Origin of the sequence: Rhodococcoides fascians A25f (assembly GCF_000760935.2) — a bacterium.
GTDB lineage: Bacteria > Actinomycetota > Actinomycetes > Mycobacteriales > Mycobacteriaceae > Rhodococcoides.
Map to the genome: position 1 here is coordinate 199249 of NZ_CP049744.1, position 22873 is coordinate 222121.

Sequence of the window (22873 nt, forward strand, 5' to 3'; positions counted from 1 at the left end):
GCATTGGACGAATGTAGTGAGCGCTTCTAACGTGATCGGTATGACTACGACGCGTACCGACGTCCTCGAGTGGGAGGGACACCCCAGGGGATCGCGCGAGTACCGACGGTTGGTGCTGGCATTGCTGTTCGCCGGAGTTGCGACCTTCGCTCAGCTGTATTCGGTGCAGGGAATTCTGCCGCTGATTGCCGCAAACCTCGACATCACGCCGTCGCAGTCGTCGCTGGCCGTCGGTCTCGCGACGGTCGGGGTGGCAGTGTCGGTGATTCCCTGGTCCGTGGCGGCCGATCGCGTCGGCCGAGTGCGGGCGATGACGGCCTCGATCCTCGTCGCGACGACGCTGGGTCTGCTGGTTCCCCTGTCGCCCTCGCTCGAGGTGTTGCTGGTCGTTCGATTCTTCGAAGGTGCTGCACTGGGCGGACTTCCGGCGATTGCGATCGCCTACCTCAGTGAGGAAGTGCACCGCAGTCACACCGCACTCGCCGCCGCCACCTATGTTTCGGGGACGACGCTGGGCGGATTGCTGGGCCGCATCGTCGCCGGACCCGTTGCGGAATACACCAACTGGCGCATCGGCACGTTGACCGTCTCGTTGATTGCCGCGCTGGCCGCCGCGCTCTTCGTGTGGCTGGCCCCGAAACCGCGAACCACACTGGCACACAGCGAAATCCGCGACCTGCCGAGTCGGCTGTGGGTGAACCTACGCGAACCGGGAATGCTGGCGCTGTACGGCCAGGGCTTCCTGCTGATGGGCGGGTTCGTCGCGATCTACAATTTCCTCGGATTCCGGCTCGAGGCCGTGCCTTTCGGGCTACCGCAATCGCTGATCAGCCTGATCTTCGTGGCTTATCTGAGCGGTACCGTCTCGTCCCGAGTGGGCGGGAAGCTGGCGACGAAGCACGGACGATCAGCAGTTCTCGCCGGAGCCACCGCCACGATGATCGTCGGAGTGGCGTTGACGATGGCGTCGAACCTCGCCGTGATCCTGATCGGCCTGGTGATCCTGACCATGGGCTTCTTCGCCGCCCACGCCATCGCGTCGGGATGGACCGGGCAACGCGCAGTGCACGGCCGCGCTCAGGCGACCTCGTTGTACAACCTCTTCTACTACGGCGGATCGTCCATCGTCGGCTGGCTCGGCGGCGTGGTCTTCCAATCCCTGGGATGGAACGCGTTGGCGCTGTTCGTCATTGCGTTGGCCGTCGTCGCAGGAATCTGGGCTGCGTGCCTGGGCGGTCGGCTGGCGCGGCCAGTCTCAGTAGGTCGATGAGGTCGACGCCGCCACCGCGAACAGAATGATGGCCCCCACCACGATGACGAACAGCGCGATCGATACGTACCCGACCACCAGGCCCGCCGTAGCGAACCCGGATCCGCCCTCGCCGGTGCGCTTGATCTGACCACGCGACAGGTGGCCGCAGACCACGGCGCACACCGACGCGATCAGTGGCAGAAACGTCAGACCCAGAATCGCCAACACGAGGGAGACGATCGCCAGCGTGTTGGTGGGTGCGGGCGTCTGATATCCCCCACCGGCATACGGTGCATTCCCGTACTGCGGGTTGGGGTACTGGGGATTTTGATATTGGGTGTTGGGGTACTGAGGGTTCTGGAACTCGGGGTTTTGGTACTGGGGGTTCTGGTACGGCGGGTACTGCTGCTGGCCCGGGTAGGGCTGATCCTTGTCGGATGCGTCGAACGGATCGCTGCCCTCGCCCTGCGGATTCACCATTGCGGGAGTTTGACACTTCGACACCGCCGCCGCAAGAGCGCACGCAGTGGCTACGTCCCGAGCTTGCCCCAGCCCACATACGCGTCGACGGTCACGTATCCGGTCACCCGAGGCTGATCCCGAACCGGATACGGATTCCCGGTGTAATGCGTCGAAATGCGATCGATATCCACCAGATCCGGGTCGTCCTGCAACTCGATCGAGCCGTGCACCGTCACATGCGTGTACCAACTGGCCTCGTCCAACACCGAAATGGAGACCTTCGGATTGGCCCTGATGTGCTCGAGACGCTTCCGAGACGCGTCGAAATTGAGCACAATCTTCCCGTCCTCCCACAAATACCAAGTGGGTGCGGTGATCGGCGTTCCATCGGCACGAACCACAGCCATGACCGCGGGATTCGGCTTCTTCAACAATTCCACAGCATCATCGGGCAACGGGGGCTTCGGCATACATCAACCTTACGACTCGACCACCGCTCCGGTCCTGCTTCCGCCCACACCGCCCCCCGAAGTCCACTCGATGTGCCATTGACTGCCAAAAAGGCCACTGAATGTCACATCGAGCGACTGGGGGATCCGGGCGCGGTGGGAATCGAGTCGAGTCCAGGTGTCGACTACAGGTTGGGGAGTTTGACTACCTGTCCTGCGTAGGAGAGTCCGGCACCGAAGGCGAGGAGGAGTGCGGTATCTCCTGCTTTTGCTTTGCCGGTGCGCAACAGTTCTTCCATGGCCAGGGGAATCGAGGCTGCCGATGTGTTGCCGGTTTCCGCGATGTCGTTGGCGACCGGGGTGCCGTCGGCGAGGTTCAGGCTCTTGGCCAGCAGTTCGGTGATGCGGCTGTTGGCCTGGTGGGGGATGAAGGCGTGCAGTTCGTCGGTTTTGATGCCGGCGACGTCGAGGACACGCTGCGCAGCTTTGCCCATTTCGAATGCGGCCCAGCGGAAGACGGAGATGCCGTTCATCCGGATCCAGGGTCGCTCGAGGCCTTCCTCGGTGATGTAGTCGTACCAGTCGGTTGTCTGGACGATGGCGTCGGATTGCGAGCCGTCCGAGCCCCAGACGGCGGGCCCGATCTCGGTTTCGTCGCTCTGTCCGACCACCACGGCACCGGCGCCATCGGCGAAGATGAATCGTGTGGTGCGGTCGTAGGGGTCGGTAGTGACGCTGAGCTGTTCTGCGCCGATGACCAGGACGTACTTGGACGTTCCGGCCTTGACCAGGTCCGATGCGACGGCGAGGGAGTAGCAGAAGCCTGCGCAGCCGGCGCAGATGTCGAATGCGGCCGGCCCCTTGGTGCCGAGGCCGTGTGCCACCTTTGCGGCGGCCTGAGGGGTCAGCTCGAGATGAGTCGACGTGGCGACGATGACGGTGTCGACTTGGTCGGCCGTGATTCCGCTGGCTTCGAGCGCCTTACGGCCTGCCGCGATGGACATCTCCACGACGTTTTCCTTGGGATCGGCGAAGCGCCGGTTCTTGATTCCCGATCGCGTCTGGATCCACTCGTCGCTCGAGTCGATGAATTCGCAGATCTCGTCGTTGGTCACGACTCGCTCGGGGCGGTGAACGCCGAGTCCGAGTAGTTTCGACTGTCGTCCCTGCGTTGTGCTGATCGCACCCATCTTGAATTTCCTCTCGTGCTACCGCGCCATCGCCGAGCTTCGGCTCGGGTCTTGGGCTGCGGGCTCGGTGACACACGTTACGTGCGTCGCCGCGAGGAGTTCACACCAGTTCGGCGATGAGGGCCGCGACCTCGGCAGGCTTGTCGATCATGGCGTGGTGATGGGCGGGCATGACGACGGTGAAATCCGCTTGCAGGTAGGCGGCGAGTTTGCGCTGCGTTCGTATCCATCTCTTGCCCCACGGCGACGGCCTGCCGGTGTGTGCGGCCGCCACGATAACGGGGACGTCGAGTCGGAACTGCTTACGAATGCGATTCAGTTCGACAGCGAGATCCGGATACACGACGTCCTCGGTCAGCGCGGCGGCGAGATAGGTGGGCCGGCGGTAGATGTCGTCCACCCAGTCGAACGTTTCCTGCGGTATGCCGTCGGGCGGCGTTGCTTGATTGAGGACGCGTCGAACACGGGGGCCGACCAGTTTCTGCAGGCCGGTTCCACTGAGCACCGCTGCGATCCTGCGTGCGGCCTCGATGCGCACGGCCGCCGGGATGATGCGTCGCGGGTCGGATTCGGCGCTGGAGTCGAGAAGCAGAACCCCGCAGATGCGAGACGGGTACATCCGGGCGACAGCCTCGGCATAGAAGCCTGCGATCGAATGGCCGGCAACCACCGCCGGTTCGGTGACGCCGAGCGCGTCGAGAACTCCGAGAATGCGTTCGGCTTCGCCCCGCACGGTGGGGGTGACACCGGCGGGAAGCGGATCACTGAGTCCGAAGCCGGGACGGTCGATGACCACGACGTGGTGCTTGTGGCCCAGAATGTCGACGGTGTCCTGCCAGTCGAACCAGTTGCTGCCGAGTCCGCCGCACAGGACAACCGTGGGGCCGGAGCCGCGCACGAGTACGTGGAGGCGCTGGCCGTCGACCTCGACGAAGCGTCCCGGCGGATGTTTCACGGGAAACAACGCACTGGGCTCGATTCTGTCTCCACGGTCCATGTTCTCTCCAGGGCGATAGCGGTGACGCGTTTCCGGTTTTCGCCACGGTTTACAACCATATTCCCTGTTTTGCGTCGTTCAGTCCAGTCGGAACTGTGAACTCAGGCGTCACTGACGTGGCTTGGCCAGCGGGAAAGCCAACGTTTCACGGATGCTGCCTCCGGTGATCAACATGACCACCCGGTCGACACCCATTCCGAGACCGCCGGTCGGCGGCATTCCGTGTTCGAGCGCCTGCAGAAAATCCTCGTCCAAGCTCATCGCTTCCTCGTCGCCGCCGGCTGCCAACAGTGACTGCTCGGTGAGGCGCTGCCGTTGATCGACGGGGTCGGTCAGTTCGCTGTACGCGGTACCCAGTTCCACGCCCCACGCGACGAGATCCCACTTCTCTGCCACGCCCGGAATGCTCCGATGCGGTCTGGTCAACGGTGACATCGACGTCGGAAAGTCCTTGTAGAACGTAGGGAACTCCGTGTAGTCCTCGACGAGATGCTCGTACATTCCTTGCGCGAGCGCCCCTGCATCCCAGGACTTCTCGTACGGGATGTCGTTTTCGTCGCACAGTCGCTGCAGCTCCTCCAGTGGAGTCTCCGGTTCGACGGGTACCCCCAGCTTCTCGGCGACGGCACCGTGCAGTGTCTTGACAGGCCACTCGCCGGAGATGTCGATCTCGATCATTTCCCCGTTCGGGCCGTCGGGACGCAGGATGATCTCGCGACCGTGCGCCGCAACGGCCGCCCGCTGAATCAGCTCGCGGCACAACACCATTGCGCGTTCGTAGTCACTGTGCGCCTCGTAGGCTTCGAGGATCGTGAACTCGGGATTGTGCTTGAAATCTGCGCCCTCGTTGCGAAACACCCGGCCGATCTCGAACACCTTCTCCATACCGCCCACGCACAGGCGCTTGAGATACAGCTCCGGGGCGATCCGCAGATACAGATCCAGGTTGTAGGCGTTGATATGAGTGACGAACGGTGCCGCGTTCGCACCGCCGTGCACCTGCTGCAGGATCGGGGTCTCGACCTCCATGTAGCCGCGCTCTCCCAACGAATCACGTAGGGATTTCACAACATTGGACCGTGCAATGAGTAGGGAGCGAGCATCGCGATTGATCGCCAGATCGACGTAGCGTTGCCGCACCCGTGCTTCCGGGTCGGTCAGACCGCGGTACTTGTCGGGCAAGGGATGTAGGCATTTGGCATTCATCCGCCACTCGGTGGCCAGCAGCGACAGCTCACCACGCCTGCTGTACCCGATGGTTCCGCTGACCTCGATGAGGTCACCCAGGTCGAAGTCGGTATCGAATTCTTCGATTCTGTCGCCGACGCGTTCGCGGTCGAACAGCACCTGGATATCGGACGACCAGTCCCGGATGACGGCGAAGGACACGCTGCCGTAGTCGCGGATACGCAGTATGCGGCCCGCGATCCGGACCGTCGTTCCCTGAGGCGAGGCCGCCGCGTCGCCGACCGTGTGGGTCGGGGGATAAGCGACGGGATATCCCTCGATACCCTCGTTCCGGAGGCGTTCGAGTTTCGACATGCGAACGCGCACCTGGTCCGGACGTTTTCGGCCGGGCACGGGTTCGTCTGCGAGAGTGTTCGGTCCGCTGCCGTCGGGATGGATGTCCTCGGCGTCGGCCAGAGCGGCGGGCACCGCGACATGAGACCCGGTGTGCTTCGATGCGCGCCGGAACGTCGGGAGCGTGAGGAAGCCCTCGGCGATGGCGGACGCGATGCCGACCTTGGGCAACACTCGATTGTCGGCGAAGCACAGGTAGCGCGGCTCCCACTCCGGCAGATACTTCACGTTCGATCGATACAGCGCCTCGAGCTGCCACCACCGAGAGAAGAAGACCAGCATGCTGCGCCAGATCCGCAGCACCGGACCGGCACCGATTCGGCTGCCCTCCTCGAATGCAGCGCGGAACACCGCGAAGTTCAGCGAAATCTTGCTGACACCGAAATGATCTGCACCGGTGGCCAATTCGGTCACCATCAGCTCGATCACTCCGTTGGGTGACGCTGGATCGCGGCGCATCAGATCCAACGAGGCGCCGGTTCGTCCCCACGGCACCAGGGAGAGAACACCCACCACCTTCTCGCCCTGAACCGCCTGCACCAGAAGACAATCGCCGTCGAGCGGATCACCCAACCGGCCCAATGCCATCGAAAATCCGCGCTCGGTCTCGGTATCGCGCCACGCATCCGCGCAGGAAATGATCTCTGTCATCTCCTGCGAGGAGATATCGCGATGACGACGCACCGTGACCACGACACCCGCCTTGCGAGCCCGGTTGACCGCCTGACGCACGGGGCGCATCTCGCGTCCATTGAGGTTGAAATCCTTGGTTTTCAGGATTGCTTCGTCGCCGAGTTCGAGGACGCTGAGCCCGGCGCGCTTGTAGGCCGTAGCTCCGATCTCGCTGGCCCCCATGACAGCTGGGGTCCAGCCGTACTTCTCGGCCAGGTCGAGCCATTCCGAAATGGCATGCGGCCAGGCCTCGGGGTTGCCGATCGGGTCACCGCTCGCCAGACACACCCCCACCTCGACGCGATACGTCACCGCCGCCTTGCCGCTGGTGGCGAAGATGACGCCCTTGTCGCGGCGCGTTGCGAAGTAGCCGAGGGAATCGTCGGCACCCCATTTGTCGAGCAGGCCGCGCAGCGCCGATTCGTCGCGACCGGTGAGCGCGTTGCTGGAGCGCTGCGATCGGAACAGCGTGACCACGGCCCCCAACAGCGCCAATGCGCCGAACAGTCCCAACGCCGTGTTGACGAAGCCGTTGGGCCTGCCGTCGAACTGTTCGTTGTCCACGGTCGCCAACGCCGTGACGCGGTTGAAGGCCCACAGAAATGTCTGGCTTTCCGGCAGCGACCCAGGGAACAACGCCACCAACGCCCACCCGATGACGGTTCCGATGGTCGCTCCGAGAACGAGCACGCCGAGCGCCCTCCACACCGCACCGCGACGGACACGGGTGTAGAACTCCTTACGCGCAGAGATCAGCAACCCTGCCGCAACTACATGGACCGCCAGCGCAATCCATGAATTGATGTCCTTGTCCTGCATACCTTCGACGACATTGGTGATCGCCAACAACACCAAATAGATGGTCAGCAACCACCACGCAATTCTCTTTCGACTCGCCAACGCCGCCGCCAGCAGCCCGACAACGAGCGCCCAGGACAAACTCGTATCCGGCGCATCGAAGTAGTACCTGTCGACGTATTCGCGAGGGGCGTGAACGAGATAGCGAAGAGTCGGCGACAGACTCCACAGAAACAACGCCGCCGCGAACACCCCGAGCACCAGCCCCGCGATGTGCGGAACCTCGCGCAAACGACCGCGCTCGGGTGGCGAAAACGACCGGGGAACCGAGGATCCGGACCGCTCCGAGGGAACTGCTGTCGCCGTCATATCTCACTCCCGAAGTCAGAATGCACCTATGCAAGGTAGACGGTATCCCCGTCAGCCCCGAGTCAGGCGACGGATTCCCACCCCGCTCGCCACTCAATGTGACCGACGGTGGCCTTTTCGACGGTCAATGTCACATCGAGTGGCCCCTGACTCCCGACTGGACGCCGATTGTGGGATCACCATCGCCCGGTGCGGCATCGGAGGGTCAGGCGTTTGTCCACAGGGTGTGAGTTATCCACAGCCCAGCACGTTCACCGTCGTTTAGTGAGATTGCGCCCGTGCGGGCAGAGCACCATCAGGGGTATGAAGCGGGGCGGCGCAAAGATCGATGCGAAGGTGATCGCGGCTGCGTCGGACCGTGGATTGGTGCGGACGTCGCATCTGCTGGAGCTCGGGGTGGCGTCGAAGACAATTGTTCGACGCACCCTGCCCGACGGCATCTGGTCTCGGGCGCTGCCCGGACTGGTGTTCTTGAAGAACCGGTCGTTGACGCCGATGGAACGAGCGACTGCAGTGTCGATCTACTGCGGACGCGATGCCGTGATCAGCGGTCGGGCCGGGTTGGCGTTGCATGGATTGGGGTCGGCCGGGTCGTTCGATGAAACGTTTGCACTCATTCCCGAGTCGCAGCATCGCAAGTCCGTGGGTTTCGCAGCGGTGGAGCGTACGTGGCGGATGCCGACCCCGGAGATCAAGTCGGGGCTGCGCGTCGCGCCGGTTGTTCGGTGCCTGTGCGATGCGGTTCGGCGGATGAGGAATACCGAACAGTGCATGGGTCTGATTGCGAGCGTCGTTCAGCGGGGAGCGGCCACCGTGGACGCGATCATGAAGGAACTCGACGCCGGCAGCACCCGAGGGACTGCGATGCCCCGGCGAGTGTTGCGGGAACTGGCTGCGGGCGCACATTCTGTGGCCGAAGCCCAAGCCCAGAAGCTGTATCGACGCAGCGGACTTCCGGCGATGCAACACAACGTGGCTGTCTACGACGCGCAGGGAAAATTTCTCTTGATCGCCGACAATTGGCTCGACGACGTTGCATTGGACTGGGAGATCGACTCGCTCGAGTACCACCTGTCGCCAACGGCCCACAGAGCGACTGTGGAGAGACGCGAGCGAGCGCAGAACGCCGGCCTCATCGTGGTGACACACCTTCCGAGCGACATACGCGACGATCCGGAACGGGTGCTGTCGGACCTGCGGTCACGTTACGAGCAGGCCAAAGCACGGGAGCGTCCCAACGTCAGGGTGCGCCCGACACCGGACCGGACCTACCGACGATCCGGCTGATACACCCACACCATGTGTCGGCCGGTTTCGGATGCCGCCGCGATCGATCGATGCTCGATGCGGTCCAGGGCGAAACCGAGCCTCTCGGGTACGGCCTGGCTCCTCGAATTCGCTGCATCGCAATGGATTTCGACCCGCGTGATGCCGTCGAGTTCGAGTGCCTCCCGCACGAGCGCCGCGGTCGCCTCCGTCATCACTCCACGTCCTTCGGCCTCGGCGTCGAGCCAGTACCCCAATTCGATTCCGTGCGGACCGATTCTGCGATGCATACCGATCTTGCCCATGAAGGACCCGTCGACCAGGTCGAAGATCCCGTAGTCGAACATCTCGCCGGCGTCCCATTGCTCACGCGCGTCTGCGATACGAGCAACCTGCGTAGCGACCTGGGCAGATTCATCCGTCACCCACCCCATCCACGGAAGTAGCCGCGTGTGATTGCGAGCGATCGCATCGGCAACGATGACGGAATCGTGCGCCGACTCACGACGAATCACGAGGCGTTCGGTCTCGATCCAATCGGGAGGCGCAGCGACCATAGTGATCAGTCTGACGACTGCGAGGCATATCGGCGAACGAATTTCGTTGCACGTTCGTCCGCTGTCCTGTCCACTCGATGTGTCATCGACGGTCGAAAAGGCCACCGGATGTCACATTGAGTGGACGAGCCGATCGCGTGTCAGGAAGCGGACCAGGATCGCCAGGACAGTTTTTCGATAATGATCACCGGGCCCTCAGGTCTGTTGTTCTTGTATTGACTGTATTTCGCGACCAGGGCGTCTATGGCCGCTGTGCCGTCGGTGCTGGAGGATTCGGCGATGTGGGCGTTTCCGTCGGCGCGGATCCACCAGAGTTGGGACCAGTCGTCGGTGTAGTGGTCGACGATGAGGCTGACGGCGGAGTCGGCGCGGATGTTGTCCAGTCGCTGGAGTTTCTGGGTGGTTTTGGGCTTCCAGTCGATGGCGGTGACGATGCGGTCGCCGGTGTCCGTGACGGCGAACACGATCGGTACCAGGTGTGGTGTGCCGTCGGGGTTGATGGTGGAGAGCTGAGCTCGGGGTGCGTCGGTGAAGCGCTGAACTTCGTTGTCGATCTTCACGTTCGGTTCCTCGGGTTATGCGGATTCGCTGTGGGTGCTGTGTCGGGCGATGAATTGTTCGAGTGCCGCACTGGACATGGGGCGTCCGAGCAGGTGTCCTTGGCCGAACGTTACGCCCATGTCGGTGCAGATCTGGAGTTGTTCCGCGGTCTCGATTCCCTCGATGACGGTGTCTTTGCCGAGGGTGGACGTGACGTCGACGAGGGCGGTACACAGCGTGGTCATGGCGCGGCGCCGGTGCAGGTTGTCGCTGTCGAGGTGTTGGGTGAGAGATTTGTCGATCTTGAGGATGTCGACGGGAAGGGTAGCGAGTCGCTCGAGGGAGGAGAAGCCGCTGCCGAAATCGTCGATGGCGATGAGAACGCCGTGGCGTTGGACGTCGCGAAGTTGGTAGTGCACTGCATCGAGATCGTGCAGTGTCTGCGATTCGGCGAGTTCGAGCGCAAGCCGTCCGGGTTCGATGCGATAGGTGTCGACGATGTCGATGACGTCCGTGGCGAGGGTTCCGGTGGCGAAGTGTGCCGGGCTGACGTTCACCCCGATCTGGAGGTGGATGTCGCGGGCCTGCCAATCGGCTATCGTGCCCGCGACCTCGGCGATGATCCACATGCTCAGTGGGACGATGAGGTCGGCGTCTTCGGCGAGGGGTATGAAGGTATCGGGCATCAGCAGGCCGAGTTCGGGGTGGTTCCATCGGATGAGCGCTTCCGCGCCGACCACGGTTCCCGTCGCCAGTTCGACGATGGGCTGATAGGCCATCGTCAGCTCACGCTCGACCATGGCGACGCCGCGGAGCCGTTCGATGAGTTCCAGTCGGGTGCGGTTGGTGTTGTGCAACTCGTCGGTGAAGACGTGATGCTTGTTTCGCCCGACGGCCTTCGCTGCGTGCATCGCTGCGGTGGCATTGTGAACCAATTGCGTTGCGCTGATGTCTGTGTCGGTACTGGAGGCGACTCCGACGCTGGCCGTGAGGGTCAGTTGCCGATTGCCGAGCTCGAAGGCGGGCTCGAAGATGCTCGCGAATCCCGCGGCCATTGCCCGGGCGGCGATGGAGTGGCATCGGCGTGCGATGACGACGAATTCGTCGCCGGCGAGTCGGCCGATGGTGTCGCCGGGGCGCAGAGACGCGGTGAGTCGGTCGGCGATCATGCACAGCAGTTCGTCACCTTGGGCCGGCCCGAGTGCGTCGTTGAATTCTCGGAATCCATCGATGTCGACCAGCAGGACGCTGAAGTGGCGGTCCGAGCTCCGGCAATCGAATTCTGCGGTGATGAGGGCAAGAATCTCGTCACGGCTCGCAAGTCCGGTCAGCGCATCGTGGCGGGCGGCGACATGACGGGGCGGCGCGTCGTGCTCTCGGCTCACTGTTCCCCCTCATGGCCGGATAGCCACAACGGATACTAGCTGAGAGTTTGCTTTAACGCTATAAACCGGGGACATCCCCTTTTTATGACCTATTAGATCACGCTGTTCACGGTTTGTGGCCCGTTTCGGCTCCTGTCGAGCCTCGTTCTTCGACCTTCCAGGCCGCGGCGTCCACGGAGTCGTCGAGCCCGAGTGCCCACCGAGCCGCCGAGCGTCCCTGGTCGAACAAGGACTGCGCCACCGTGGTCAACCCCGCGGCCGCTGCAGCGCTGGAGTCGTCCCATCCAGTGACGGCCAGCCGTGATGGAATCTCGACACCGGACGCCGCTGCAGCGTCGAGAGCTCCGAGTGCGAGTTCGTCGCTCATCACGAGCAAGGTGTCGATGACGTTGTCCTGCAACAACAGTCGCGCGGCGCGATCACCCTCTGCGCGCGCGTTGTGGGTGGTGAACAGAGTCGGCACCGTCGACCAGTCGATACCCACGCGCAGGCACGCGTCGCGATAACCGTCCAGTCGAGCGCGCGTCACCGGCATCGAGGCGGCCGACGGGTCCGCGCCGCGTACGACGGTCGACGTGCGTAGCGAATCGGGTCGAAGGGCCACGATCGCCGGGTGTAGTCGGTCCTTCAGCGCAACAGTGGCCACGGCGTCGGCCGCTGCGCGGTCGTCGATGGTGATCCACTCCAGACCCGGATGGTCGGGCCCACCCTGGATGCACGTCGGACGGCCGGTGTCGACGAGTACGTCGAGGAGGGGGTCGGCGATCTCGGTGGTCCACACCACGTATCCGTCGACCTGGGCGTCACGGATTCGAGCAATATCCTTGTCGCGATGCAGGTTCGGAAGCATCACGAGCGCGGTGTCGGCGTCGAGACACGCGTCGGCGATACCCGACAGGAAGCGTCGAGCCTGCGGATCCTCGAAGGCATAGGTCAGCTTTTCTCCGAGTACGACGCCGATGCTGTTGTGCTTGCCGCTCCGCAACGAGCGGGCCGCGCGGTTGGGACCGGTGTAACCGAGATGCGCCGCTGCTGCGTGGACGCGGTCCTTGGTGGTCTCCGAAACGCGGTTCGGTTGGTTGTAGGTGTACGACACGCTCATGGTGGAGACGCCTGCCGCCGCGGCGACGTCCGCCATGGTCACCCGAGTGTTCACCGGGCAACTGTAGCGCGATACCGCCATGTTGTGTAACGATACACAGCATGTCGTCACCACTACCGAAGCTTCTCGTGCTCGCCGCGGCCGCCTTCATCTACGTCACGGCGGAAACCCTGCCCGTGGGCTTGCTCCCGGAGATATCCGGCGATCTCGGTGTCAGCGAAGCGGCCGTCGGGCTCCTGCTGACCTTCTACGCCTACGGCGTCGCTGTGATGACGATGCCGCTGATCAGGTTCGTGCGCGAGTGGCCACGTCGCCGAGTCGTCGTGATCACCGTTGCCGCGCTGGCACTCTCGCAACTGCTCTCCGCAGTGTCCGTCGGCTATCCGATGTTGGTGATCTCGCGAATGCTCTGTGCCGCAACGCACGGCATATTCTGGGCCGTCGTTGCGCCCGTCGCAGCGTCGCTGGCGTTACCCGGCAAGCAGGGCAAGGCCATCGCCACGGTATACGCGGGCACCTCGTTGGCATTGGTTGCCGGCAATCCGCTCACCGCTGCCCTGGGTCAATGGCTCGGATGGCGCACCGCTGCAACGATTCTCGGGATAGTCGCGGCTGCCATCGCGGTGGCGCTGTATTTCGTACTTCCCTCCCTGCCGGTCAGCCGCACGGTTTCGGACAAAAAAACGACACCGCGGGTGCTCGACGGCACCCTGGCGATTCTGTGTGGTGTGACGTTTCTGGCCGTCCTCGGTCATTTCGCCGCGTACACCTATTTCGCTCTGATCGTCGATCGGGCAATCGGTTCGGCCGGAACCACACTGACGCTGATGTTGATGCTGTACGGCCTGTTCGGAGTGGTCGGCATCTGGGTGATCGGCAGAACGTACGACCGTTGGCCCCGTCACTCCACCATCGCTGCCCTCGGTGCAGTTGCCGTCGCGGTGGCGATTCTGTGGTGCACGCTCAGTGGAGCACCGGGCAGCTTCGCCGTGTTCGCCGTCGTGGCCATCGCGTTGTGGGGGCTGGCATTCACCACGCTCCCGGTGTGCATTCAATCTGCGGTGGTGCGGGCGGCACCGGCCGACGCGGACAAGGCGTCGGCGATCTACGTGGTCGCGTTCCAACTGGCCATCGCCACCGGCGCCCTGGTGGGCGGTGTCGTCGTCGATGTCAGTGGCATCGTGGCCGTCACCGCTGCTGCAACGGTCCTGGTTGCCGGCGCCCTGGCGGTGGTTCTACTGGCGCGCAACACTTTCCCGCGAGCCCACGCACAGGAGCCGGTGACAGCAGCGACACGCTGACCGTTGCGGTACCCCGCACGATAGGGTCAGCACGCGACGAACGAGGGAATCCGGTGCAATTCCGGAGCTGGCGCGCAACGGTGACGGGTGAGAGCTCGAAGTCCGAATGCTCGGACGTCGTGATTCACCTCCATCCGCGGCTCCGCGACACGAGCCCTCAGCAGGAAGCTCTGACGATGCGCACCACTCTCGCCGTCCTAGGCGCTGTCTCCATCCTTGTTCTCGCCGGTTGTTCGTCCGCGGCGACCACCGACGCGGCCACTCCGACGACCGGCACTTATCCGCTGACCATCGAGAATTGCGGCCGCGAGGTCGTCGTCGACGCACCGCCGCAACGCGCAGTGTCGCTGAATCAGAGCTCGACGGAAATCCTCCTCTCCCTGGGACTGGCCGACCGAATGGTGGGCACCGCCACGTGGACGGACCCGGTTCGCTCCGATCTCGAAGCGGACAACGCGAAGGTTCCGAGACTGGCCGACAACAAGCCGTCACTCGAGGTCGTGCTGGACACCGAGCCCGATTTCGTGTCTGCCTCCTTCGGCGGGACCCTCGGTCCGGGGGGTGTCGCCGACCGAAGCCAGTTCGATCGACTCGGTGTACCGAACTACCTCTCACCGACCGACTGCAACGGAAAGACCGACGAGAGCGTCAATTCCGACGGTGCTCGCACCCGGCCGCTCGAGATCGAGACCGTCTATCAGGAGATCCGAGACCTGGCGGCGATCTTCGACGTGCGCGACCGCGGTGAGCGCTTCGTCAGCGAGCTGCAGGACCGCTTCGCGAAGGCTTCCGGTGCGGTCGACGCCTCGGGTACGACGTTGGCGTACTGGTTCGCCGACACCGACACCCCCTACATGGCGGGGTGCTGCGGGTCGTCGGGCATCATCACCAATTCTGTCGGCGCCGAGAACATCTACTCCGACACCACCGACGAATGGCCCCAGGTCAATTGGGAGAGTGTTCTCGACCGCAATCCGACGGCGCTCGTTCTCGCGGATCTGAGCCGTCGCAGCATCGCAGGAGATGCCCTCGACAGCAAGATCGAGTTCCTCGAATCGAATGCCGTCACGAGCCGTCTGACGGCCGTCGAGAACAAGCGCTACATCGTCGTCAACGGTGCCGACCTCAACCCGTCGATTCGTACCGTCGACGGAGTCGAGAAAGTGGCTGCAGCTCTGAAGAATTGGGGACTGACCACCCGATGACCCGAACCGATCGCGGGTTGTTGATCCCGCTTCTGCTCGGTGGTTGTGCGGTGTTGGTGCTGTCGATCGGGGTGGCCGTGACGATCGGCCCGGCGTCGGTGTCGGTATCCGATGTGTATCGAGTGATACTGGGGCACATCGGTATCGGGACGGCGGAGGTCAGTCGCATCGAGGACGGCATCGTCTGGGAGCTGCGGCTGCCCAGGACGTTGCTCGCCGCCGTGTGTGGCGCCGGACTGGCGCTGTGCGGCGCAATCATGCAGTCGCTGCTGCGCAATCCCCTGGCCGACCCGTTCGTCTTGGGAATTTCGTCGGGAGCGTCCACCGGCGCCGTCGTCGTAGCTGTGCTCGGAGTCGGCGGCGGCGCACTGTCACTGTCGACCGGAGCGTTCGCGGGTGCGCTGCTCTCGTTCGTCCTGGTGATGCTGCTCGCCGCCGGAGCGGGCGGTGGGAACGACCGCGTCGTACTGGCGGGAGTGGCTGGCACACAATTGTTCTCGGCCCTGACGTCGTTCATCGTCATCTCTTCGGCCGATGCCGAGCAGACTCGTGGGGTGCTGTTCTGGCTGCTCGGCTCCCTGAGCGGTGCCGACTGGACGGACGTGGCACTGTGCGGTGCGGTCACGCTGTTGGGGATGACGGTGTGCCTGTTCAACACCTCTGCCCTCGACGCCTTCACGTTCGGGCACGACGCGGCCGCATCTCTCGGCGTTCCGGTGAAATGGGTGCGAATCCTGTTGCTGGTCATCACTGCATTGATCACCGCCGCCCTCGTCAGCGCGGCAGGGGCAATCGGCTTCGTGGGGCTGGTCCTCCCGCATGCCGCCCGCTTTCTCGTCGGGGCGCGGCACCGTCGACTATTGCCGACGACGGTGGTCATCGGCGCCATCTTCATGGTTTGGGTCGACACCATTGCCCGAACAGTGTTCGCACCCCAGGAAATTCCCGTGGGAGTGGTCACTGCACTGATCGGAGTGCCTGCCTTCGCCCTCATTCTGTTCCGGCTCAGGAGATCCCGATGACACTGCACGCCAGAGATATTCGATGGACACGCAGCGGACACCCCATTCTCGACGGCATCAGCTTCGAGCCGGAACCGGGGGAGACCATCGGTCTGATCGGCCCCAACGGATCGGGCAAGTCGTCCCTGCTACGAATCCTTGCGGGCATCGTCGCCCCCGACAGTGGCGACGTGCTGCTCGACGGAGACAGCCTCCGTACGTTGCGTCGACGGCGCGTGGCCCGGCGCGTGGCGATGGTCGACCAACACTCCGACACCGACGTCGACATCAGCGTCCGCGATGTCGTGCGTCTCGGGCGAATACCGCACCACGGAATCCTCGGTGGAGACGCGGCGGACGACGACATCGCGATAGCCCGAGCACTGACCGACACCGCCATGGCGTCGAAAGCCACCCGGCGCTGGCACACGCTCTCCGGCGGCGAGCGCCAACGCGTCCAGATCGCGCGCGCCCTGGCTCAACAGCCCACCGAACTACTGCTCGACGAGCCGACCAATCACCTCGACATCCAACATCAACTCGACATCCTCACCCTCGTCGCAGGCCTACCTCTGAGCAGTTACATCGCCCTGCACGACCTCAACCTCGCCGCGATGTTCTGCGACCGCATCGTCGTCCTGAACAACGGAACCATCGTGGCATCGGGAACCCCGGAAAATGTGATCACCGAACACCTGGTCCGCACGGTGTACAACGTGCACGCCAGCGTCACGAATGCCGACAACTATCCACAGGTGACCTACCGACGTCCCTGATTCCTCTCGCTACCGGGCCCCATGAGTCCACTCGATGTGCCATTGACCCCCGAAAGGGCCACCAAATGTCACATCGAGTGCAGGCGGAAATGGTGCACCGGAGGAATCGGCGGGCGATTTCAGAGTTGGCGGAGTTTCTTCTCGAATGCGTCTATGCGTGTGGTGTCCTCGAAGAAGTCTTCCTGCGAGACGATTTTTCCCCAGCTCGTGCGGACCAGTAGCACCGTGCGGTTGCTGTAGAGCTCGCTACCTTCGGCTGTGTGGGCGTGGTCGTCGAAGCGCGCGAGCAGGGTCATTCGCCAGGGTGCCCCGCCGCTGTAGATTTCGGTGATCTGCCCCTTGATGCCGGCGGCGACGAAGTCCTGGAAGAACTTTTCGATGGCCGGGCGGCCGCGGTGGGTACCAGACCAGCGGCTGTCACCGTCGGCGAATTTGAGCACTGCATCTCGGTGGAAAGAGGACAGCAGGGGTCGGTAGTCGCCGTTGTTGAGTGCCGCGATGTCTCGCTGCAGCTTGAGTGTCAGCGCTCGCATCACCAGGAGCTTGACTGCAAAGGCCGTCGAGACGCCGGCCAGAAATCTCAGTTGCATACCCATACGTTTGCCTACCGTTCACCGACGTGTCAATCGAGATGGCGGTACGTTCGTTCGATGATTCACCATGTGCAGGTCGCATGTCCGGCGGGCGGCGAGGACCGCGAGCGTGAGTTCTACGTGGGCGCTCTGGGCTGGCAGGAGATCGCGAAGCCGCCGCTGTTGGCTGTGCGCGGGGGCTGTTGGTTTCGTGTGCCGGGGGTGGGCGGTCCCGACGGTGAGGTCCACGTCGGCATCGAGGACGACTTCCGGCCGGCGCGGAAGGCTCATCCGGCCTTCGTCGTCGATGTCGATGCGACTGCTACGGCGTTGTTGGCTGCCGGCTATCCGGTGGACTGGGCCGACTCGGACGAGATCCCGGGGCGAAGACGGTTCCATACCAGCGACGGGGTGGGCAATCGCATCGAATTTGTAGCAGCACAATAGATCACAGACCCACCGAGATGGCTCCGGTCAGTATCGCGAAGACGATGTACATCAGCGACGCGGCCAGTACCCACAGGAATGCGAAGCGCTGGAAGTCGCCCAGTGATGCGCGGACCAAGCCGAGCAGAACCCACAGCGGTGCCGACGCGGGCCCGATCGAGTGAGCCATCTGTCCGATCACTGCGGCGCGCGCCATCTCTTCGGGTGGGATGGCGTATTGCGCAGCAGATTCCGCGAGGACCGGCACGATGCCGAAGAAGTAGGCATCGTTGGCCATGAAGAAGCTCAACGGTATGCCGATCAGTGCTGCTGCGGCAGGGATCATGCCCTCGGCACCATCCGGAATCAGCGAGATCAGCGCGTCTGCCATGGCGGTTGTCATACCGGTTTCGGTGAGGATGCCGGTGAACACGCCGGCACCGAGGACCAATATGACGACGGGGACGGCGTTGGCCGCATGCGATCGGATCACGTCGCCCTGATCGGAGGGCTTGGGGTGATTCACGATCAGCACGATGATGAACCCGAGCATGAACAGCACCAGTAGGTCTGCAACTCCCAGCACCAGCAGTACCAGCAGTGTGACCGTGAGTGCGGCGTTGACCCAGGTTCGCCAGGTTGCCTTCGTCAGAAGTGTTCCCTCCGAGCCCTTTTGGTGCCCACCAGAGGATACGTGTGCGGTGACTTCGGCGATGCGGTCCGAGGAAATCTTCTTACGTGCGCTGCGCCCCAACAGGTACGCAAGCCCGATGATCGCCGCAGACATCAGCAGCATGGCAGGCAGCATGTGCACGAAGTAGTCGGTGGCATCGATCTGCAGCACGCTGATCGCTCGGGTGGCAGCCCCACCCCACGGTGTGGTGCCGGATATCGTCCCGAGAGCCATCGTGGCAATTGTGGCAATCACCAGGGGGTTGATTCCGAGCTTGCGATAGATGGGCAGAAACGCAGAGCAAATGATCATGTACGACGTCGTGCCGTCACCGTCGAGTGCGACCAATAGTGCCAGAACCGCTGTGCCGACGCAGATTTTGACGGGATCCCCGCCGGACAATCGGATGATGCCACGTGAGATGGGGTCGAAGAGTTTGGCGTCCATCATGATTCCGAAATACAGAACGGCGAAGAGCAGAAGAATCGCTGTGGGAGCCACGGTTTCGATGCCCTCCGCCACCATGTCGGGCAGTGCTGCGCCCTGACCGCTGATCAGCAGAACGGCGATGGGGATGGTGACGACGGCTACGAGCGCCGTCGCCCATTTCTTGATGACGACCAGCATGAAGGATGCAAGAGACAAGAATCCGAGTACTGCCAACATGATTCAGATCTCCGAATCGAGGTGCTCGATCACCGCGCGCGTGAATTGCTCGGTGGTCGCGGTTCCGTGGAGGTCCGCGGTGCGCGTCTCGGGCCTGCCCACGGCTGCGTCGATGGCTCGATGAATCGATCGTCCGGCTGTAGAGAGTCTTTCGTCGCCCCGCTGCTGACCGATCCAGTCCAGGAGCATGGCTGCCGAACCGATCAAGGATGCCGGGTTGGCGATTCCTTGCCCGGCGATATCGGGTGCCGATCCGTGCTGGGCTTGCGCAACGGCATGACTGTCGCCGACATTGAGCGACGCTGCCAGCCCCAAGCTGCCCGAGAGTTCGGTCGCCTCGTCGGACAGGATGTCCCCGAACATGTTGGTGGTGGCGATGACGTCGAACGACTCCGGTCGACGGATGAGCAATGCGGCGACTGCGTCCACCAATAACTCCTCGTAGTCGACGCCGGGAAAGTCCTGCCGGACGGCCCTCGCCGCCTCGAGGAAGAGCCCGTCGCTCAGCCTGAGAACGTTGGCCTTGTGTACCACTGTGACCTTCGATCGACGCGTCTGGGCAAGCTCGAAGGCGCGGCGAACGATCCGTTCGGAACCGCGTCGAGTCACTTTTCGGACGGCGAGGGCAAGGTCCTCTGTCGGCATGAATTCGCCTCCACCTGCGAACATGGTGCGATCGGCGTAGAAGCCCTCGGTGTTCTCTCGGGCGATCACGAGGTCGAAACTCTTGTTGAGCGGATTCGGCAGAGCCGAGATGGTTCTGGCCGGACGGATGTTGGCGTACAGGTCCAACTTTCGCCGCAGAATTCCAGACGGGTTGACGCCACCCTCCGAGGTCGGGGGATAGTCCAGATGGGACACCGGGCCCAGGACGACGCCGTCGGCTGCGCGTGCGAGGTCGACGATTGCGTCGGGCATCGTCGTCCCCGATGCGCGAAGTGCGTCGAAGCCGATGGTGCCGTCGGTGAACGTAGCGCTGATGCCGTTGCGTGCGAGCGCGGCCTCGACGACCGAGACCGTCGAGACGCTGATCTCGGGACCGATGCCGTCCCCGGCGAGTATCACCAGGTCGACGGTGTTGGTAGCGGCGTCTGCGGAATGTCCGGGTGTCACGATGTCTCCAGGTGTTCACGTCCGCACCGTTGCGGACTCGGTCCTCGTTGTGACCTGTGGCATACCTTGCCGGGCCGTGAGCGTGAAGACCAGAGACTGTTTCTTACATCTGACTTAAGTGAGATTCATGGCTGCGAACAGTGCGACGAGGACCGATCTCATGGCGTCCGTCGCGGGGGTCGGTTTCCGTTGATCGAGTCGGCACAGGAGGATTCGCCGTTTCGACAGTTCGTCCAGGGCGATGGAGTCGACGCCGTCGCGCAGATAGCGAGTGGTCATGGCGGGTGCCACGGTGAGTCCCAGCCCGGCGGCCACCATTGCCTGAGACTCCATGTAGTCGTTGGACTCGACCAGGACCCTCGGCTCGAAACCCGCTTTGCGACAGGATGATCGAAACATCGTGGTGATGGGGTGCTGCGATGCGCGGACGATCCACTGCTCGTCTGCGAGCGATTCGAGCAGAACCGGACCTCCGCGCGACCAACCCGCTGGAACGAGAAGGACCGTGGCGTCGTCGGCGATGACTTCGGTCTCGACGTCGTCGACCACCATCGGCAATTCCGGGTAGTCCCATGCCAGGGACAGATCTACCTCACGTCCCAGCAGCATGGCGTGCAGGTCGCGCAGTCGTGACGACCGTATGCCCAGTTCGATCCCCGGGTGCGCCGAGCGAAATGCGCCCATGACATCAGGCAGAAGAGATGCAGCGAAGGAGGGGAAGACGCCCAGGTTGACGTGGCCGCTGCGGGCGTCGAGTAGATCGTCGAGGTCGGCGCGCAGGGCAGACAGTTGCGTGTCGATCGCGGACGCTCGTCCGGCTACGAGCCGACCGGCCTCGGTGAGGCGCACTCCGCGCGCGTGTCGCTCGAGGACGGGGGTTCCGACGACGGCCTCGAGCCTCTTGACCTGCTGTGACACCGCTGAAGGGGTGAACATGAGCCGTTCGGCGGCGGCCGTCATCGACCCACTGCGGTCGATTTCCACCAGCAACTTGAGAAGGGACAGTTCCACATCCATCTGTCGAGACTAGGCGGTGTCTGCGACGATGGAGCGCGTGACGACAGGAGGAGACAACGTGGACCCCGTAGCGGCGTTCTGGCGCGACGCGGACGACGCCGACCCCGTCCGGATGCGAGTCGAGATGGAGCACTTGTTTTCGGTCACATCGTATTCGGATGCTCGAGTGCTGTTCGAGCGGGCATCGCTCGAAGACTTCTTGGGCGACGAAGCGGGTGCGGTCCCGTTGTACGAAGCCTCCCTGTCCGCTGGGCTCGACGGCGACCGAGAGAATCAAGCCCGGATCCAGTTGGCGAGCTCATTGCGCAACGTGGGGCGATTGCACGAAGCGCTTCAGGTGCTGCGAGATTTCGAGTTCTCGAACGATTACATCTCTGCACGTGACGCATTCGTGGCGCTGACTCTCTGGGATATCGGGGATGCGGCACAGGCGCTACGAAGTGCACTTCAGGCCGCGAACCCGGCGACGGGGAAATATCGTCGAGCAATCGGGGCATACGCGGCCGAGTTGTCCACACGACCTGAGGGGAATCCATGACCGACAGCGCATTCGATCCACACGACCTTCTCGAGCAGAGCCGAATCGGCGTGCTGGCCACCATCAAGTCCAGCGGACTTCCGCAGTTGTCGCCGGTGACGCCGTTCTACGATCGCGCCGCCGACACCATCCGGATCTCGGTGACCGAAGGACGAGCGAAGACGGCCAACTTGCGCCGAGATCCACGTGCCGCTCTCGAAGTGACCAACGCCGACGGCACGGCATGGGCAACGGCGGAAGGAACCGTCACCCTCACCGGCCCGGGTACGTCACCGAACAGCCCCGAAATCGAGGCTCTGGTCGACTACTACCGCGCTGCGGCCGGTGAGCACCCTGACTGGAACGAATACCGAGCAGTCATGGTCGCCGACCGACGAGTGTTGGTGACGATATCTGTGACCCACGTCTACGGGCAGTCCCTCACCTGACCGCCCTCGAGTCCACTAGATGTGACATCGACGGTCGAAAAGGCCACCGAAGGTGACATTGAGTGCACGTCATCGCACCGCTCAGGTGACCTGATACACGTCCAACTCCACGGAGTTCGGCAATCGCTGACCGGATCCGAGAAACAGTCGTTCGTTCATCCAAGTGAGGCGGCTCGCGGCGGAGGACAGGCGTGGTTGGCTTCGGAAGTAGATGCGCTCGGGGGGCACATGTTCACCGCGGACAAGTGCGTCGATGTCATCTTCGGCACCACTTCGCATGCCCATGTTGTGTACGGCGATTCGTTCGCCCGCATCGGTCTCGAGCGCGTATCTGGCGTCCAACTCGGTGAGTGTGGCCGTGCGGAGAATCTGGTGATCCGCTCCGCCGGGCAGGACTCGTCCGCGCAGTAGAGGGCCCTCGACGGTCCCGCCGAGGATCGGCACGATGCGACGGTGACCATCGACCACCTCGCCCATGTCGATCGGTTCGCCCACGGTCACCGACAGATGTGCGACGAAGATCAGCTCGGGGCCCAC

23 protein-coding genes and 1 riboswitch are annotated in these 22873 nt (G+C 63.4%); of the genes, 9 read left to right on the plus strand and 14 right to left on the minus strand.

Annotation, left to right across the window (positions count from 1 at the left end; all coding sequences use genetic code 11):
• Window positions 1–40 precede the first annotated feature (40 nt).
• Complete coding sequence (locus tag BH93_RS00920) at window positions 41–1270, plus strand: MFS transporter (protein WP_052065346.1); 1230 nt, start codon at window positions 41–43, stop codon at window positions 1268–1270.
• On the opposite strand, the gene BH93_RS00925 is transcribed toward BH93_RS00920, so the two are convergent.
• From BH93_RS00925 to lysX, 5 genes are all read right to left on the minus strand, one after another.
• Entirely contained in the window at window positions 1256–1732 is a 477-nt protein-coding gene (locus BH93_RS00925) for a DUF4190 domain-containing protein (RefSeq protein WP_052065281.1), read from the minus strand. The two genes, BH93_RS00920 and BH93_RS00925, sit on opposite strands and share 15 nt — an antisense overlap.
• A 50-nt stretch (window positions 1733–1782) precedes the next feature.
• Entirely contained in the window at window positions 1783–2184 is a 402-nt protein-coding gene (locus BH93_RS00930; RefSeq protein ID WP_037174944.1) for a PPOX class F420-dependent oxidoreductase, read from the minus strand.
• A 164-nt stretch (window positions 2185–2348) separates the two neighbouring features.
• Window positions 2349–3353 carry a beta-ketoacyl-ACP synthase III gene (locus BH93_RS00935; protein ID WP_032378786.1) on the minus strand — a complete coding sequence of 335 codons (1005 nt, stop codon included), beginning with the start codon at window positions 3351–3353 and terminating at the stop codon, window positions 2349–2351.
• A gap of 100 nt (window positions 3354–3453) precedes the next feature.
• Complete coding sequence (locus tag BH93_RS00940) at window positions 3454–4350, minus strand: alpha/beta fold hydrolase (RefSeq protein WP_197914515.1); 897 nt, start codon at window positions 4348–4350, stop codon at window positions 3454–3456.
• A 108-nt stretch (window positions 4351–4458) separates the two neighbouring features.
• Window positions 4459–7770, minus strand: a complete 3312-nt coding sequence (lysX, locus tag BH93_RS00945; RefSeq protein ID WP_037174943.1) for a bifunctional lysylphosphatidylglycerol synthetase/lysine--tRNA ligase LysX — start codon at window positions 7768–7770, stop codon at window positions 4459–4461.
• Window positions 7771–8073: 303 nt separating this feature from the next.
• Between lysX and BH93_RS00950 the strand changes: the two genes are divergently transcribed.
• Entirely contained in the window at window positions 8074–9057 is a 984-nt protein-coding gene (locus BH93_RS00950; protein ID WP_037174942.1) for a hypothetical protein, read from the plus strand.
• Here the strand turns inward: BH93_RS00950 and BH93_RS00955 are convergent.
• The 4 genes from BH93_RS00955 to BH93_RS00970 form a co-directional block, all read right to left on the minus strand.
• Window positions 9039–9593, minus strand: coding sequence for a GNAT family N-acetyltransferase (locus tag BH93_RS00955; RefSeq protein WP_037175196.1), 555 nt, complete (start codon window positions 9591–9593; stop codon window positions 9039–9041). The genes BH93_RS00950 and BH93_RS00955 overlap by 19 nt on opposite strands.
• 140 nt (window positions 9594–9733) lie before the next feature.
• Entirely contained in the window at window positions 9734–10153 is a 420-nt protein-coding gene (locus tag BH93_RS00960) for a TIGR03668 family PPOX class F420-dependent oxidoreductase (RefSeq protein WP_037174941.1), read from the minus strand.
• A 15-nt stretch (window positions 10154–10168) separates the two neighbouring features.
• Window positions 10169–11518, minus strand: a complete 1350-nt coding sequence (locus BH93_RS00965) for a putative bifunctional diguanylate cyclase/phosphodiesterase (RefSeq protein WP_052065280.1) — start codon at window positions 11516–11518, stop codon at window positions 10169–10171.
• Between the two features lie 106 nt (window positions 11519–11624).
• Window positions 11625–12674, minus strand: coding sequence for a LacI family DNA-binding transcriptional regulator (locus BH93_RS00970; RefSeq protein WP_242459085.1), 1050 nt, complete (start codon window positions 12672–12674; stop codon window positions 11625–11627).
• Between the two features lie 47 nt (window positions 12675–12721).
• On the opposite strand from BH93_RS00970, the gene BH93_RS00975 reads away from it, so the two are divergent.
• The 4 genes from BH93_RS00975 (at window position 12722) to BH93_RS00990 (ending at window position 16903) form a co-directional block, all read left to right on the plus strand.
• Window positions 12722–13921, plus strand: coding sequence for an MFS transporter (locus BH93_RS00975; RefSeq protein ID WP_037174938.1), 1200 nt, complete (start codon window positions 12722–12724; stop codon window positions 13919–13921).
• Between the two features lie 43 nt (window positions 13922–13964).
• A riboswitch (cobalamin riboswitch) is annotated at window positions 13965–14079 on the plus strand.
• A gap of 18 nt (window positions 14080–14097) precedes the next feature.
• Window positions 14098–15126, plus strand: a complete 1029-nt coding sequence (locus BH93_RS00980) for an ABC transporter substrate-binding protein (RefSeq protein WP_037175192.1) — start codon at window positions 14098–14100, stop codon at window positions 15124–15126.
• Complete coding sequence (locus BH93_RS00985) at window positions 15123–16148, plus strand: FecCD family ABC transporter permease (RefSeq protein ID WP_037174936.1); 1026 nt, start codon at window positions 15123–15125, stop codon at window positions 16146–16148. Before BH93_RS00980 ends, BH93_RS00985 begins: the two co-directional genes overlap by 4 nt.
• Window positions 16145–16903: an ABC transporter ATP-binding protein gene (locus BH93_RS00990; protein ID WP_032378793.1), complete on the plus strand. Its 759-nt coding sequence runs from the start codon at window positions 16145–16147 to the stop codon at window positions 16901–16903. Before BH93_RS00985 ends, BH93_RS00990 begins: the two co-directional genes overlap by 4 nt.
• A 119-nt stretch (window positions 16904–17022) precedes the next feature.
• On the opposite strand, the gene BH93_RS00995 is transcribed toward BH93_RS00990, so the two are convergent.
• Window positions 17023–17493, minus strand: coding sequence for a nuclear transport factor 2 family protein (locus tag BH93_RS00995; RefSeq protein WP_197914517.1), 471 nt, complete (start codon window positions 17491–17493; stop codon window positions 17023–17025).
• A gap of 60 nt (window positions 17494–17553) precedes the next feature.
• Here BH93_RS00995 and BH93_RS01000 point away from each other — a divergent pair, with 60 nt between their 5' ends.
• Entirely contained in the window at window positions 17554–17922 is a 369-nt protein-coding gene (locus BH93_RS01000; RefSeq protein ID WP_037174934.1) for a glyoxalase, read from the plus strand.
• Between the two features lies 1 nt (window position 17923).
• Here the strand turns inward: BH93_RS01000 and BH93_RS01005 are convergent, their stop codons facing one another.
• From BH93_RS01005 to BH93_RS01015, 3 genes are all read right to left on the minus strand, one after another.
• Window positions 17924–19240 carry a CitMHS family transporter gene (locus BH93_RS01005; protein WP_037174933.1) on the minus strand — a complete coding sequence of 439 codons (1317 nt, stop codon included), beginning with the start codon at window positions 19238–19240 and terminating at the stop codon, window positions 17924–17926.
• A gap of 3 nt (window positions 19241–19243) precedes the next feature.
• On the minus strand, window positions 19244–20353 hold the full coding sequence (locus BH93_RS01010; protein WP_052065279.1) for an isocitrate/isopropylmalate dehydrogenase family protein: 1110 nt from the start codon (window positions 20351–20353) through the stop codon (window positions 19244–19246).
• 114 nt (window positions 20354–20467) lie between these two features.
• Entirely contained in the window at window positions 20468–21370 is a 903-nt protein-coding gene (locus BH93_RS01015; protein ID WP_037174932.1) for a LysR family transcriptional regulator, read from the minus strand.
• Between the two features lie 37 nt (window positions 21371–21407).
• Here BH93_RS01015 and BH93_RS01020 point away from each other — a divergent pair, with 37 nt between their 5' ends.
• Together BH93_RS01020 and BH93_RS01025 are read left to right on the plus strand one after the other, a co-directional pair.
• Window positions 21408–21908, plus strand: coding sequence for a tetratricopeptide repeat protein (locus BH93_RS01020; protein ID WP_197914519.1), 501 nt, complete (start codon window positions 21408–21410; stop codon window positions 21906–21908).
• Complete coding sequence (locus BH93_RS01025; RefSeq protein WP_032401631.1) at window positions 21905–22336, plus strand: PPOX class F420-dependent oxidoreductase; 432 nt, start codon at window positions 21905–21907, stop codon at window positions 22334–22336. Before BH93_RS01020 ends, BH93_RS01025 begins: the two co-directional genes overlap by 4 nt.
• 81 nt (window positions 22337–22417) lie before the next feature.
• Here the strand turns inward: BH93_RS01025 and BH93_RS01030 are convergent, their stop codons facing one another.
• Window positions 22418–22873 carry a DUF3237 domain-containing protein gene (locus BH93_RS01030; protein ID WP_037174930.1) on the minus strand — a complete coding sequence of 152 codons (456 nt, stop codon included), beginning with the start codon at window positions 22871–22873 and terminating at the stop codon, window positions 22418–22420.

What these genes read in the sequence shown, in the direction of transcription:
- BH93_RS00980 (WP_037175192.1), top strand. Translation starts at nt 14,098, where the DNA reads ATGCGCACCACTCTCGCCGTCCTAGGCGCTGTCTCCATCCTTGTTCTC.
- lysX (WP_037174943.1), bottom strand. Translation starts at nt 7,770, where the DNA reads ATGACGGCGACAGCAGTTCCCTCGGAGCGGTCCGGATCCTCGGTTCCC.
- BH93_RS00975 (WP_037174938.1), top strand. Translation starts at nt 12,722, where the DNA reads ATGTCGTCACCACTACCGAAGCTTCTCGTGCTCGCCGCGGCCGCCTTC.
- BH93_RS00985 (WP_037174936.1), top strand. Translation starts at nt 15,123, where the DNA reads ATGACCCGAACCGATCGCGGGTTGTTGATCCCGCTTCTGCTCGGTGGT.
- BH93_RS00925 (WP_052065281.1), bottom strand. Translation starts at nt 1,732, where the DNA reads ATGGTGAATCCGCAGGGCGAGGGCAGCGATCCGTTCGACGCATCCGAC.
- BH93_RS00990 (WP_032378793.1), top strand. Translation starts at nt 16,145, where the DNA reads ATGACACTGCACGCCAGAGATATTCGATGGACACGCAGCGGACACCCC.
- BH93_RS01000 (WP_037174934.1), top strand. Translation starts at nt 17,554, where the DNA reads ATGATTCACCATGTGCAGGTCGCATGTCCGGCGGGCGGCGAGGACCGC.
- BH93_RS00935 (WP_032378786.1), bottom strand. Translation starts at nt 3,353, where the DNA reads ATGGGTGCGATCAGCACAACGCAGGGACGACAGTCGAAACTACTCGGA.
- BH93_RS00995 (WP_197914517.1), bottom strand. Translation starts at nt 17,493, where the DNA reads ATGCAACTGAGATTTCTGGCCGGCGTCTCGACGGCCTTTGCAGTCAAG.
- BH93_RS01005 (WP_037174933.1), bottom strand. Translation starts at nt 19,240, where the DNA reads ATGTTGGCAGTACTCGGATTCTTGTCTCTTGCATCCTTCATGCTGGTC.
- BH93_RS00950 (WP_037174942.1), top strand. Translation starts at nt 8,074, where the DNA reads ATGAAGCGGGGCGGCGCAAAGATCGATGCGAAGGTGATCGCGGCTGCG.
- BH93_RS01025 (WP_032401631.1), top strand. Translation starts at nt 21,905, where the DNA reads ATGACCGACAGCGCATTCGATCCACACGACCTTCTCGAGCAGAGCCGA.
- BH93_RS01015 (WP_037174932.1), bottom strand. Translation starts at nt 21,370, where the DNA reads ATGGATGTGGAACTGTCCCTTCTCAAGTTGCTGGTGGAAATCGACCGC.
- BH93_RS00940 (WP_197914515.1), bottom strand. Translation starts at nt 4,350, where the DNA reads ATGGACCGTGGAGACAGAATCGAGCCCAGTGCGTTGTTTCCCGTGAAA.
- BH93_RS00920 (WP_052065346.1), top strand. Translation starts at nt 41, where the DNA reads ATGACTACGACGCGTACCGACGTCCTCGAGTGGGAGGGACACCCCAGG.
- BH93_RS00955 (WP_037175196.1), bottom strand. Translation starts at nt 9,593, where the DNA reads ATGGTCGCTGCGCCTCCCGATTGGATCGAGACCGAACGCCTCGTGATT.
- BH93_RS00930 (WP_037174944.1), bottom strand. Translation starts at nt 2,184, where the DNA reads ATGCCGAAGCCCCCGTTGCCCGATGATGCTGTGGAATTGTTGAAGAAG.